At 69.8% G+C, this 12460-nt stretch carries 11 protein-coding genes; all 11 read right to left on the bottom strand.

What is annotated here, in order from left to right:
* Positions 1–4: 4 nt before the first annotated feature.
* From murG to H0I76_RS10685, 11 genes are read right to left on the bottom strand one after another with little or no spacing between them, the layout of a single operon-like run.
* Complete coding sequence (gene murG, locus H0I76_RS10735) at positions 5–1105, bottom strand: undecaprenyldiphospho-muramoylpentapeptide beta-N-acetylglucosaminyltransferase (RefSeq protein WP_200609865.1); 1101 nt, start codon at positions 1103–1105, stop codon at positions 5–7.
* Entirely contained in the window at positions 1102–2262 is a 1161-nt protein-coding gene (locus H0I76_RS10730; protein ID WP_200609864.1) for a peptidoglycan glycosyltransferase FtsW, read from the bottom strand. The genes murG and H0I76_RS10730 overlap by 4 nt, the downstream gene beginning before the upstream one ends.
* Positions 2259–3665 (bottom strand): UDP-N-acetylmuramoyl-L-alanine--D-glutamate ligase, encoded by a 1407-nt coding sequence (murD, locus tag H0I76_RS10725; protein WP_200609863.1) that lies wholly within the window; start codon positions 3663–3665, stop codon positions 2259–2261. Before murD ends, H0I76_RS10730 begins: the two co-directional genes overlap by 4 nt.
* Positions 3662–4222 carry a hypothetical protein gene (locus H0I76_RS10720; RefSeq protein WP_200609862.1) on the bottom strand — a complete coding sequence of 187 codons (561 nt, stop codon included), beginning with the start codon at positions 4220–4222 and terminating at the stop codon, positions 3662–3664. Before H0I76_RS10720 ends, murD begins: the two co-directional genes overlap by 4 nt.
* On the bottom strand, positions 4222–5310 hold the full coding sequence (gene mraY, locus H0I76_RS10715; protein WP_200609861.1) for a phospho-N-acetylmuramoyl-pentapeptide-transferase: 1089 nt from the start codon (positions 5308–5310) through the stop codon (positions 4222–4224). The genes H0I76_RS10720 and mraY overlap by 1 nt, the downstream gene beginning before the upstream one ends.
* Positions 5311–5314: 4 nt before the next feature.
* The gene (locus tag H0I76_RS10710; RefSeq protein WP_200609860.1) at positions 5315–6766 is read right to left on the bottom strand and encodes a UDP-N-acetylmuramoylalanyl-D-glutamyl-2,6-diaminopimelate--D-alanyl-D-alanine ligase; all 1452 of its coding nucleotides are present in this window, start codon (positions 6764–6766) and stop codon (positions 5315–5317) included.
* Positions 6763–8301 (bottom strand): UDP-N-acetylmuramoyl-L-alanyl-D-glutamate--2,6-diaminopimelate ligase, encoded by a 1539-nt coding sequence (locus H0I76_RS10705; RefSeq protein ID WP_200609859.1) that lies wholly within the window; start codon positions 8299–8301, stop codon positions 6763–6765. Before H0I76_RS10705 ends, H0I76_RS10710 begins: the two co-directional genes overlap by 4 nt.
* Before the next feature lie 9 nt (positions 8302–8310).
* Positions 8311–10047, bottom strand: coding sequence for a peptidoglycan D,D-transpeptidase FtsI family protein (locus H0I76_RS10700; RefSeq protein ID WP_200609858.1), 1737 nt, complete (start codon positions 10045–10047; stop codon positions 8311–8313).
* On the bottom strand, positions 10044–10709 hold the full coding sequence (gene ftsL / locus H0I76_RS10695; protein WP_200609857.1) for a cell division protein FtsL: 666 nt from the start codon (positions 10707–10709) through the stop codon (positions 10044–10046). Before ftsL ends, H0I76_RS10700 begins: the two co-directional genes overlap by 4 nt.
* Positions 10706–11734, bottom strand: coding sequence for a 16S rRNA (cytosine(1402)-N(4))-methyltransferase RsmH (gene rsmH, locus H0I76_RS10690; protein ID WP_200609856.1), 1029 nt, complete (start codon positions 11732–11734; stop codon positions 10706–10708). Before rsmH ends, ftsL begins: the two co-directional genes overlap by 4 nt.
* Positions 11731–12195 carry a division/cell wall cluster transcriptional repressor MraZ gene (locus H0I76_RS10685; RefSeq protein ID WP_200609855.1) on the bottom strand — a complete coding sequence of 155 codons (465 nt, stop codon included), beginning with the start codon at positions 12193–12195 and terminating at the stop codon, positions 11731–11733. The genes rsmH and H0I76_RS10685 overlap by 4 nt, the downstream gene beginning before the upstream one ends.
* Between the last annotated feature and the right edge of the window lie 265 nt (positions 12196–12460).

Genomic DNA, 12460 nt, shown 5'->3' with positions numbered 1-12460 from the left:
GGTATCAGCCCTCCGCACGGTTGCCAAGAGTTGCGACGATGCCCGCAAGCGTTGCAGCCGCCTCCGGCTTCCCGAGCGACCGGCTGGCCGCGGCCATCCGGGCCGCCGCGACCGGGTCGATAAGGAGCCGCGCGAGATCCCCCGCGAGCAGATCAGGCGTAAGTCCGGTCTCGCGCATCACGATGGCGCCGCCGGCGGCAGCGATGGCAGCGGCATTGGCGCTTTGATGGTCGTCGGTGGCATGCGGGTAGGGCACGAGGATTGCGGGCCGGCCGATCGCCGAAAGCTCGGCGATGGTCGATGCACCCGCCCGCGCAATCACGAGGTGGGAGGCCGCGATCCGCGCCGGCATGTCGGAAAAGAAGGGCGCCAGCTCGGCCTCGACGCCGGCCTCGCGGAAGGCACGCGCGACCTCGTCCTCCTCGCCCGGGCGGACTTGCTGCGTGAGACGGATCTGGGCGCGAAGCTCGATGGGCAGCAAGGCCAGAGCCGGCGGCACGAGCCGGGCGAAGACCGACGCGCCCTGACTGCCACCGAAGACCAGCAGTCGCACCTCGCCATCGCCTGCCGGCACGTAAGCGGCGCCCGCGAATGCCGCCGCTTCGGCACGAACGGGATTTCCGACATGTTCGAGCCGCGCACCCGCCGGCGTGTGCACCAGGGGCCAGGTGCCGCAGCATACCCTGTCGACATGGCGTGCAAAGAGCCGGTTCACCCGGCCCAGCACACCGTTCTGCTCGTGGATCAGGCGCGGCAGGCCCATCAGCCAGGCGGCACTCAGCGCCGGCAGCGACGGATACCCGCCGAAGCCCGCAACGCAGGCCGGCCGGTCGGCACGAAAGCGGAAAAGCGCGCGAAGCACCCCGCGCAGAATGGTGAAAGGCGCAAGCAGGCGGGAGAGGATCCCGCCCTGCCCCAGCGTGGCCGAGGGCAGCTCGATCCGTTCGACGGCGTCGGGAAACCCGTCCGCGTAGCGCAGGCCGCGCGCATCCGTCGTGAGCATGACCCGCCATCCGCGCGCCAGCATCGCCTCGGCAAGTGCCTGGGCGGGAAACATGTGCCCTCCCGTGCCGCCCGCGGCGATGACGAGCAGCGGATCGGTCATATCGAGTCCCTCAGGCTTGCGCCCGGATCCTGCGGCCGCGCCCGGGTCAACGCCAGCAGCGCGCCCACGCCGAGTGCTGCGGCGACCATCGACGACCCGCCATAGGAAATGAACGGAAGCGTCATGCCCTTGGCCGGAAGAAGCCGGATCGCGACCGACATGTTGATGAAGGCCTGGAGCGCGAAGGCGGCAGCAAGTCCGGTCCCCGCGAGCCGGATGAACATGTTGCGCTCCTCGAGCAGGCGAAGCAGCGCGCGCACGACGATGAAGAGGTAGATCCCGATGATCAGAAGCGTCAGGATCAGCCCGAACTCCTCGGCCGCGACCGCGATGATGAAATCGGTATGTGCGTCCGGCAGCGTCCACTTGACGGATCCCTGCGCGGCGCCGACGCCGAAAAGCCCGCCCTCGCGGATCGCGCTTTGGGCATAGGCCAGCTGGGTGTTCGGATCGACCTCCTCGGCCAGGTAGCCGTTGATGCGCCCGGCAAAATGCGACGAGTTCAGATAGGCGGCCGTGCCCGCGAGCCCGACCGCGCCGGCCAGCCCGATCAGCAGGAACAGCGGCGCACCCGAGACGAACAGCATCACCGCCCAGACCGCGAGGGTCAGCATCGCCTGCCCGAAATCGGGCTGAAGGGCGAGGGTCGTCGCGATCGCGATCGCAAGCGCGCCCGAGATCAGACGGCCCGGGGGCCCATTGCGCTCCGCCGCGCCAGCCATGAGCCACGCGGCAATCAGAACGAAGGCCGGCTTGAGGAACTCGGACGGCTGCAGGCTGATGAAGCCGAGCGAATACCATCGCGTCGCGCCCTTGCCGAAATCGGTGCCGAAGGCCGGCAGCATCAAGGTGATCGCGAAAAAGCCCAGGAAGGCGACCGCCCCACCGCGGCGCAGCAGATGTGCCGGCACCGCCGAGACGCCCAGCACCACGCCGAGCGCAAGCACGGCAAAGACGGCGTGGCGCAGCACGTAGTGATAGGTCCACAGATCGTTCTTCTCGGCCAGCGGCGGCGAGGCGGCCAGCGCAAGGACCATCCCGAGCGCGAACAGCAGCGCCACCGCGCCGATCGTCCAGCGATCGACAGTGTGCCACCAGTCGGCGAACAAGGCGCCGTCTGCCCTGAGCCCGGCGGGGCGGAATGTGAGTTCGGTCATGACCCTCCCTCGCGGTCGAGATGTGGCGCGACCAGCGCGCGGAAACTGTCGCCGCGGTGCTCGAAGCTGCGGAACTGATCCCAGCTCGCGCAAGCCGGGCTGAGCAGCACGGCCTCACCCGGCTCGGCCTCGGCCAGCGCTGCCGCGGTCGCACGCTCCAGGGTGCCGGATTGCTCGTGCGCCACCGCATCGCCCAGCGCGGCGGCGAAGGCGGGCGCGGCCTCGCCGATCAGATAGCACTTGGCGATGCGCGGAAACAGCGGCCGCAGCGCGGCGATGCCGCCCTCCTTGGGCTGGCCGCCAGCGATCAGCCGCACGCGCTCGAAGGCAAGCAGAGCCTTCTCGGTGGCATCGGCATTCGTGGCTTTCGAGTCGTTGATCACCGGGATGCCGCGCACCGTTCCAAGACGCTCCATGCGGTGCGCGAGTCCGGGGAACGAGGCAAGGCCAATCTCGATCTGGCGCGGCCCGAGGCCCAGGGCGCGGCAGGTGGCCCAGGCGGCACAAGCGTTTTGATGGTTGTGTGCGCCAATCAGGCCCGGCGCACCAGCCATGTCGAACGCGGCGACCTGCCGGCCACGGCGCCATTCGCTGAGAAAGCGGCGGTTCATGTAGACGGACCAGCCCTCGGCCCTGAGCTTGTGCGCGGCCGAGACCTCGATCACGCGGGTGCCTTCCTCGTCCTCCTCGAACTCGGAATTCGCGAGGAAGCGGCCGTAGTCGTCATCGACCCCGATCACCATGCGCCGCGGCGCGCCCATCTCGAACAGGCGGCGCTTGGCGGCGAAATAGCCCCCCATGCCGCCATGGCGGTCGAGATGATCGGCCGAGAGATTGAGGAAGACCGCAATCTCGGGCGCCAGCACCCGCGCAAGCTCGATCTGGTAGGATGACAGTTCGAGCACGATGGCCTCACCATCCGCCGGCGGGTCGAGGTCGAGCACGCCGCGCCCGATATTGCCCCCCATCTGAACCGGCCGTCCGGCCGTACGCAGGACGTGATGGATCAGCGCCGTGGTCGTCGATTTTCCGTTCGAGCCGGTGACGGCCACGACCTGCGCCTCGGCTCCCACGACCGCCAGCGCCTGAAAGAAGAGCCCGACGTCGTTGTCGACCGGAACCCCGGCGTTCCACGCTGCTGTCACAGCCGGATGGGGCGCGGGGTGCAGGTGCGGAATTCCGGGCGAGACGACCAGCGCCGCGAGTGCCGCCGCCTCGCGCGGGCGTGTGAGATCGGCAATCTCGAAGCCCTCGGCAGCGGCCGCGTCACGCGCCGCCTCGCCGTCGTCCCAGCAGACCGGCACCGCGCCGCCGGCAGCGAGCGCGCGCGCCGCCGGCAGGCCCGAACGGCCGAGGCCGAGCACGCCGACGCGTCGATCCGCGAAGACGCGCACGGGGATCACTGCGGCAGCCCCATGATCGCGGTCACCCGAGCCTCGGTCGCCCGGTCGAAGGGGAAGAGGTACGCGGCCCCGGCCGAGCAGAAATCGAACATCAGGAACGGGAGCCGACCGGCGGGGGTCGTGCCGTCCATGCCTGCTCCGCCCTGGCTCCCGCCATCGATGACCGCGACGTAAGGGTGTGGGGAAATCACGATTCCAGCGATGTAGTCGCCACCGTCGCGAAGATTGAAATGCGGGTTGTCGGTGTAGAGTCGTTTCCCGAGCGACGTATGGCTCGTCACGCCGAAGCCGAGGCGCCAGATCACCTCCCACTCGGCCCGCACATCACCCTTGTAGGTATGGAGCACGCGCAGGGTCAGGATCTCGCTCTCGTCGCCACCGCGGCCGTCGCCGCCGGTGAGAGCCGGCCCGGCCCTGCGCGAGACAAGCCTGGCCCGGACGACGGCATCGGCTTCGGCAAGCCGCTCGAGCGTCGGCAGTTGGTCGAACCGGCAGGCCTCGGCGGCACCGCCCGTGAGCAGCGCCAGAGCCACCACCATGCCCGCCGCCCCCCGCATCACCTCAGCTTCAGCGTGGCGAGGCCGATCAGGCCCAGGATCACCGCGATGATCCAGAAGCGGATCACGATGGTCGGCTCGGCCCAGCCCTTCTGCTCGAAATGGTGATGGATCGGCGCCATGCGGAAGACCCGCTTGCCCGTGAGCTTGAAGCTCGCCACCTGCACGATGACGCTCAGCGCCTCGACCACGAAGAGCCCGCCGATGATGCCGAGGACGATCTCGTGCTTGGTGGAAACCGCGATCGCGCCGAGCCCACCGCCCAGCGCCAGCGATCCCGTGTCGCCCATGAACACCATCGCGGGCGGGGCGTTGTACCAAAGAAACCCGAGCCCTGCGCCGATCAGGGCGGAGCAGATGATCAGCGTCTCACCCGTTCCCGGCACATAGTGAAGCTGGAGGTAGTCTGTGAAGTCGGATCGCCCCACCACATAGGCGATGATCCCCAGGGTTCCCGCCGCGATCATCGCGGGCATGATGGCAAGCCCGTCCAGCCCGTCGGTCAGGTTGACGGCGTTCGCCGCCCCCGCGATCACCAGCATGGCGAAAGGGATGTAGAACAGCCCCGCATGGATCAGCACGTCTTTCAGGAAGGGGACCGCGATCGCGTTCTGCAGCCCCGCGGGCTGGAGCGAGGTCGCCCAGATCGCAGCGATCCCCGAGATGGTGAAGCCGATCGCCAAGCGCACCTTGCCAGGCACGCCTTTGACCGAGAACTTGCGCACCTTGGAAAAGTCGTCGACGAAGCCGATCAGGCCGAAACCCAGCGTCACGAACAGCACGATCCAGACGAAGCCGTTGTCGAGCCGTGCCCAGAGGAGCGTCGAGACGACAAGCGCCCCGAGGATCATCACGCCGCCCATCGTGGGCGTTCCGGCCTTCTCGACGATGTGGCGCTGGGGGCCGTCGTCGCGGATCGGCTGGCCCTTCTTCTGGATGCGCCTGAGCCAGTTGATGATCGGCCGACCGAACAGGAACGCAAAGATCAGCGAGGTGAGAAAGGCGCCGCCCGCCCGGAAGCTGATATAGCGAAAGAGGTTGAAGATATCGCCCCCTTCGCTCAGCGGTGTCAGAAGGTGATAGAGCATCGCCTCATTCCTCCTCGCGCAGCTGCGCGTCGACGGCGCGACCGAGGCCCTTCAGCGCCTCGACCACCCGGGCCATCCGGGCGCCGAGCGAGCCCTTGACCATGCAGACGTCACCTGCGTCAACCGTCCTGCGCGCCTTGTGCGCGAGTTTCTCGCTGTCCTCGAACCACTCGCCGCGTTTCTCGCGAGGCAGCGCCTCCCAAAGCGCGCGCATGCGCGGCCCGCAGCAATGGACGAGATCGACGCCTGCCATCTCGGGCGCCGCGGCAAGGGCGGCGTGGATCGGCGCCTCCTCGGGTCCGAGCTCCAGCATGTCGCCCAGGAAGGCGATGCGCCGCCCCCGCGCGACGCGGCCGACCCCGTCCTGGGGCTCGGCTGCGGCAAGCACGGCGAGCGCCGCGCGCATCGAGGCCGGGTTGGCGTTGTAGCTCTCGTCGATCAGGTTCACGGCGCCGTCGAGACCGCCGGGACCGAGCAGGATCGACCAGCGATGCCCGCGCCCCTCGGGCGCATGCCACTGGCCAAGCGCCATCGCCGCGCGGGTGATGTCACCGCCCAGCGCCTCGACCGCCGCAAGACCCGCAAGGGCATTCGAGGCAAAATGCACGCCGGGCGCCCCGATCTTGAAGGTCAGCGCGACGTCGCGCGCATGAGCCCGCACGACCGTCACCGCCCCCGCGATGCGGGCGTCGTCGAGGCGGAAGTCGGCGCCGGGCGTCCGGCCGAAGGTCACGGGCCGTGCCTCGCCGATCTGCGCCGCCAGCCGCGCGAAATGGGGGCTGTCGAACGGGAGTACCGCGACCCCGCCGGGCTCGAGCCCGCAGAAGATTTCCGCCTTGGCGTCCGCGATCGCCTCGATCGAGCCAAGGTGCTCGAGATGCACGGGCTCGACGGTGGTCACGATGGCGACATGGGGTCGGGCCAGCTGCGTGAGCGGCGTGATCTCGCCGGCGTGGTTCATGCCGATCTCGATCACGGCGTAGTCCGTCTCGGGCGCCATGCGCGCCAGCGTCAACGGCACGCCCCAGTGATTGTTGAAGCTCTTCTCGGCCGCGTGGACATGGCCCTGCGAGGCCAGCATGGCGCGCAGCATCTCCTTGGTCGAGGTCTTGCCGACGGACCCCGTCACCGCGACCACGCGCGCCCGGCTGCGGGCACGGGCCGCCGCGCCAAGGTCGCGCAAGCCGTCGAGGGTGTCGCGCACCACCAGCAGAGGCGCATCGCGCGTCAGGCCATCGGGGATGCGGCTTAAAAGCGCCGCGCCCGCCCCTTTCGCCAGCGCATCCGCGACAAAGGCATGGCCGTCGCGGTTCTCGCCCATCAGGGCGACGAACAGCTCGCCCGGCAGGATCGTGCGCGTGTCGATCGATATGCCGGTCACGCCGTCCCACGCGCCTTGGGCGGTGCCTCGGGTCGCGGCAGCCGCGTCTGTCGCGGTCCACAGATACCCGCTCATGGCTTGCTTCCCAGCGCTGCCTCGGCGCCATCGAGCGCCGCGACGGATGCTGCCGCCTGCGAGACATCATCGAACGGCAGAATTCGGCCCGCCACCTCCTGCCCCTGCTCGTGCCCCTTGCCCGCGACGAGAAGGCAGTCCCCCGGCCCACGCAATGCATCGACACCCGCGAGGATGGCGGCCGCGCGCTCGCCGATCTCGGTCGCGTCAGGGCACCCGGCAAGCACCGCACCGCGGATCGCGGCTGGCGGCTCCGAGCGGGGATTGTCGTCGGTCACGATCACCTGGTCCGCGTACTGCGCGGCGGCCTGCCCCATCAGCGGGCGCTTCCCGCGGTCCCGGTCGCCACCGGCGCCGAACACGACGACGAGGTTCCCCGGGCAATGCGGCCGCAGCGCCTTGAGTGCGGACGCAAGGGCGTCCGGCGTGTGCGCGTAATCCACGAAGACCGACGCGCCATTCGCCCGCCGCGCCGCCAACTGCATCCGGCCACGCACCCCCGTCAGGTGTGGCAGCGCGTCGAAGACACCGCGCGCCTCGAGCCCGGTGCCGAGCGCAAGCGCCGCGGCAGTTGCCACGTTCTCGGCCTGGAAATCCCCGACCAGTGCGAGCTCGACCGGATAGCGCGTGCCCTGGAACACGAAAGTGACCGACTGGCCGCCACCATGGTAGCTGGCCTCGGCAATCCGCAGATCAGCGGCTTCCGAGCGGCCGGTCGAGATCACCCGCTGCTCGCGCGATTGAGCCAGCGTGCGCGCCTCGCGAAAGATCGGATCGTCGGCGTTGAGGACCGCAGTCCCACCCACCGGAAGCACCGCGCCGAACAGGCGCAGCTTGGCCGCCACGTAGTCCTCGAAGCTGGCATGGTAGTCGAGGTGGTCGCGCGTGATATGTGTGAGCGCCGCCGCGGTCAGCCGCACGCCGTCGAGACGGTGCTGCGCCAATCCATGCGACGACGCTTCCATGACCGCATGGGTGCACCCTTTCTCGGCCAGCCTCGCCAGCAGCGCATGCAGCGACACCGGCTCGGGCGTCGTGTGGCTTCCCGGCTCGGCGAAGCCGTCACCCTCGACCCCGGTCGTCCCGATCGCGGCGGCACGACACCCGGCCGCGGCCCAGATCTCGCGCAGGAAATGCGCGGTCGACGTCTTGCCGTTCGTGCCCGTGACGGCCGCGATCACCTCGGGCTGACGGGCGTAGAAGGCCGCGGCAAGACGCGAGAGCCACAGGCGCGGCTCCTCGGTCAGGAAGACGGGCACCGACAACTCGCCAAGATCGGCGCGGATCACCTCGGCACCGGCCGGCGTCGCGACCACGGCAAGCGCGCCCTGACGGACGGCGAACTGACCGAAGCTCGCACCGTCGAGCTTCACGCCGGGAACCGCCACGAAGACGAACCCGTCGCGCACCGCCCGGCTATCGACGGCGATGCCGGCGACGGGGGCGGCAGGATCGGGCGTCGCGCCGGCCACCGGCAGCCCGAGCAGGCCGAGCCCGCCGAGTGTGCGCTGCGCCGTCTGATTGGTCCCGGCCATCCGTTCTCCTCAGTTGCTGGCGACGCTGACGGGCGCCACCTTCAGCTCGGCCGCGACGCGCCCGCCCTTGGGGCGAAGGCCGAGAAGGGGGGCGATCCGGCGGATCGCCTCGGCCGTCGCGGGAACGGCGGTGCGGCTTGCCTCGCGGATCGGTCGAGGTCCCGAGCGATCGACCGGCTCATCGAGCGAGATCACCGCCACATATGCCGGCGCCGATGTCGGGAAAACAGCGGCAAAGGTGGCGATCACCTTGTCCTTCTCGTAGCCACGGCCATCCTGGCGAGGCTTGTCGGCGGTTCCGGTCTTGCCCCCGACCTCGTAGCCCTCGACATTCGTGCGGCGCCCGGTGCCGCGCGAAACGACCTCGCGCAGGATCGCCATCATCTCGCGCGACGTGCGCTCGGAGAAGATGCGCTCTCCCGGCTGGTTACCGCCGCGGATCAGGGAGGGCACCACCTTCTGCCCGCCATTGGCAAGAGTCGCGAAAGCCGCCGAGAGATGCAGCGGCGAGACCGAAAGGCCATGGCCGAACGAAATCGTCGCCGTCGAGATCTCGGACCAGCGCGGCGGCTTGAGCGGGCGGGCACGGGCCGCCTCGGAAATCTCGACCGGGACCGGATCGAACATTCCCAGGCGGTCGAGAAACCCGCGCATCCGCTCGGCCCCGATCTTGAGCGCAAGCCGCGTCGTCCCGGTGTTCGACGATCGCACCACGATGTCGGTGACGCTCAGCGTCTCGGGCATGCGGTGCATGTCGCGGATGGCGTTCCGTCCGATCACGACCGCCGAGCCGGTCTCGACCATCGTCTCGGGCGTGACGATGCCAAGTTCGAGCGCCATCGCCGCCGTCAGCACCTTGAACACCGAACCAAGCTCATAGACGCCCTGGACCGCGCGGTTGAACCGCGGGTTGGCGGCGCCCTTGCCATCCGCGGCTGAGGGCCGCGCGTTCGGGTCGAAATCGGGCAGCGAGACCATGGTGACGATCTCGCCGGTCCGGACATTCATGATGATGCCGGTTGCCCCCTTCGCACCGAGGCGCGAGACCTCGGCGCTCAGGACCTCGCGCATTGCCTGCTGCGCACCAAGATCGATCGACAGCCGAAGCGCATCGCCCGCCCGGGCCGGGTCGCGCAGACGCTCGTCGAAGTAGCGCTCGATGCCGCCCGATCCGACCAGCTCGGCATGCCGGACACCCTCGCTTTGCGCGCGCACCCCACCGACGATATGCGCCGCCGCCTGGCCGGCAGGATAGAAGCGCATATCGCGCGCTCCGAAGAAAAGCCCCGGCCGGCCAAGATCCTGCACAGCCGCCTTCTGGCGCGGCGTGATCGGCCGGCGGACCCAGACGAAATCATTTCGCGAGGTCAGCAGGCGCACGAGCTCCGCCTCGGACATGTCGGGAAAGATCCCGGCAAGCTCCTGCGCGGTCGCGAGCGGGTCCTTGAGCTCGGCGGGATGGGCGTAGAGGGACCAGGCCGGAAGGTTGGCCGCGATCAAGGCGCCGTTGCGGTCGACGATCTCGCCACGAACCGGCTCGGCCCCGCCGTAGCCGGCAAGGCGCGGCTCCTCGGGCTCGGAGATCGCCATTGCCCCCATCCTGACGGCGACCGCTCCATAACAGAGCATGAAGACCGCAACGATGAGCATCAGGCGCCAGTCGTCCCGCGGTCGCGCGGTGGCGCGGCCCGTCCGATTCTTCGGCGAGGCCTGGCGCCGCTGTGGGGTGGCGGCGATATCGGTCACCGCAGCGCCTCCGGCCTCCGGGGCGGCATCGGAACCGCCGCGACCACGGCGCCGGATACGGCATCCGTTTGTGCCGCAGCATTCCCCGATTCCTGCGTTTGCGGGGCCTCGACCTCGGCAGACGCGAGCGCCAGTGCTGGCTCGGCATCCGGGGCGGCGCCATGATTTGCGGCCGGACCAACTGCGGCAGGCAGCGCGAGCGCGGCATCTGCCGGGCCACCGGCCGCGAGCCTCACCGGGAAGAAGGCCACGCCTCCGTCCAGCCGCTCGGCCGCGGCCGCGGCAGGATCGATGCTGGTCTTCGCAGGCGTGGGAATGAAGGCGCCCGCGGCCGTTGCAGCCGCGAGTGCCGCCTCCAGCGGATCGACCTCGGGCGGCGGCGGGAACGGAACGCTCGCCACGTCGCCGAAGCGCTCGGGGCCGATCGGAACGAGCCCCAGCCGATCGTTGTTCATCTCGACAAGGCGCTTCAGCCGGTCGGGGCGGTTGAGATACGCCCATTCCACCCGAAGCACCTGTTGCTCTTCGTGGCGCATCGCGATTTCGGCACGCAGGCGGTCGACCTCGCGCAAGGCGTTCTTGGTGCGGTAATTGATGTCATAGGTCCAGGCGGCGATCGCCACCACCGCAAGAACCGAGAGCGCGGCCAGCAAACGCTTCATGGCGCCCGCCCTCCGAACAGCTCGGAGGCAACCGGCGCGCGGGGCAGGCCAAGCGTCTCGGGCGCAAGCGCGACGGGCGTTGCAGCGGTGCGGCGCGCCCAGCGCAGCCGGGCGGACCGCGAGCGCGGATTGGCCGCGAGCTCGGCGGCATCCGGATCCACCGCCTTGGCGGGTCGCTCGAAACGGGGCTCGGGCATCTCGCGCGCCGGCAAGTGGCGCGAGCCCTGGCCCGCCCGCCCCGAGGCGGCTGCCAGGTAGCGCTTGACGATGCGGTCCTCGAGCGAGTGGAAGGTGACCACCGCCAGACGGCCGCCCGGTGACAGGACGCGCTCGGCCGCGGCAAGCGCGCGGACGAGTTGCCCGAGTTCGTCGTTCACGGCGATCCGCAAGGCCTGGAAGCTTCGCGTCGCGGCGTGCGGCTGCCCGGGCTTCGGCCGCGGCAGGCAGCCCGCGACGATCTCGGCGAGCTCGGCCGTTCGCCCGATCGGCGCGTCCGACCGGGCCGTCACGATCGCGCGCGCGATGCGCCGCGACGCCCGCTCCTCGCCGAAGCCGTAAAGGATGTCCGCGATCTCCCCTTCGGAGGCGCGGTTCACGACGTCGGCCGCTGACGGCCCGTCGTCGCCCATGCGCATGTCGAGCGGTCCGTCGCGGAGGAACGAGAAGCCGCGCGCGGCCTGATCGAGCTGCATCGACGACACGCCGATATCGAGGACGACACCATCGACCCGGGGCGCTCCGGCCTCCTCGGCGATCTCGTCGAGCCGCTCGAACGTATCCTCGACAAGGGTCAGACGCGCTCCGGCCTCGGCCACGAGCGGTGCGCCCGCCGCGACGGCGGTTGGATCACGGTCGATCGCGATCACACGGGCAGCCCCCGCATCCAGCAGGGCGCGCGTGTAGCCGCCGGCGCCGAAAGTCCCGTCGATGAAGGTCCCACCCTTGATGGGTGCGAGCGCCTCGAGCACCGGCCCAAGCAGCACGGGAACATGCGGCGCCGGCCTGGATGCCGCCGCCGCGCTCATACCGGAAGCTCCTTGATGCGGTTCGAGCGGATGATGTCGCGCGCCAGTTCGCGCTGGGCCCGGCGGTATTCGGCATGGGCGGCGGGCTCCCACATCTCGAAATAGGATCCGCCCCCGACAAACACGCATTCCGCGCCGACGCCGATCGAATTGCGGTATTCCTCGGGGATTACGATCCGGCCGAGGTCGTCGATCGCGAGCGAGCGCGCCTCGCCGGTGATCACCTCGTCGATTGCCCGTTGCTGCTCGGCATCGAGATCCATGTCATCGAAGCTTCGGATGTAGGATCTCAGGCTCTTTTCGGTGAAGAACATGTGCGCGCGCTCGTCGCGCAGCTGCGGCACGAGGAAAACCTCGGCTGCCTCGGCCTCGCGCAGCACGCGGCGAAAGTCAGCCGGGATCGAGACCCGTCCCCTGGGCTCGACCTTGTGGGGATGTGTGCCTGAAAAGACCGTCGGCATCGACCCCGCCATCCCGCTCCGACCGCGCACTCCGGGGCGACGGGGGCCACCCCAGCATCATTTCTGCGGCGACCCGCCGCCATCCCGTTCCAGGAACGCCCCCGCGATCCTTCCGCCGTGCCGGCCCGAGAGCCGCTGCGGGGCGGCGGCCCCGCCTTAACGCAACGGGGCGGACAGGGCCTTTGGCCACCACGTCCGCCCCGCGTCCCTCGCTCGCCAGTCGCTCTTGCCTGTGTGTCCTGCTCGTCTGACGCGCCTGCCATTC

The organism is Thermohalobaculum xanthum (genome assembly GCF_016623495.1).
GTDB classification, from domain to species: domain Bacteria; phylum Pseudomonadota; class Alphaproteobacteria; order Rhodobacterales; family Rhodobacteraceae; genus Thermohalobaculum; species Thermohalobaculum xanthum.
The sequence above is the reverse complement of the archived record's forward strand: the minus strand, read 5'-3'. Positions and strand labels throughout refer to the sequence as shown.

Coding starts and splice junctions, on each gene's coding strand:
- H0I76_RS10705 (WP_200609859.1), bottom strand. CDS start 8,301: ATGGCCGGGACCAATCAGACGGCGCAGCGCACACTCGGCGGGCTCGGC.
- H0I76_RS10720 (WP_200609862.1), bottom strand. CDS start 4,222: ATGCGGGGGGCGGCGGGCATGGTGGTGGCTCTGGCGCTGCTCACGGGC.
- mraY (WP_200609861.1), bottom strand. CDS start 5,310: ATGCTCTATCACCTTCTGACACCGCTGAGCGAAGGGGGCGATATCTTC.
- murG (WP_200609865.1), bottom strand. CDS start 1,105: ATGACCGATCCGCTGCTCGTCATCGCCGCGGGCGGCACGGGAGGGCAC.
- H0I76_RS10730 (WP_200609864.1), bottom strand. CDS start 2,262: ATGACCGAACTCACATTCCGCCCCGCCGGGCTCAGGGCAGACGGCGCC.
- ftsL (WP_200609857.1), bottom strand. CDS start 10,709: ATGAAGCGTTTGCTGGCCGCGCTCTCGGTTCTTGCGGTGGTGGCGATC.
- H0I76_RS10710 (WP_200609860.1), bottom strand. CDS start 6,766: ATGAGCGGGTATCTGTGGACCGCGACAGACGCGGCTGCCGCGACCCGA.
- H0I76_RS10685 (WP_200609855.1), bottom strand. CDS start 12,195: ATGCCGACGGTCTTTTCAGGCACACATCCCCACAAGGTCGAGCCCAGG.
- rsmH (WP_200609856.1), bottom strand. CDS start 11,734: ATGAGCGCGGCGGCGGCATCCAGGCCGGCGCCGCATGTTCCCGTGCTG.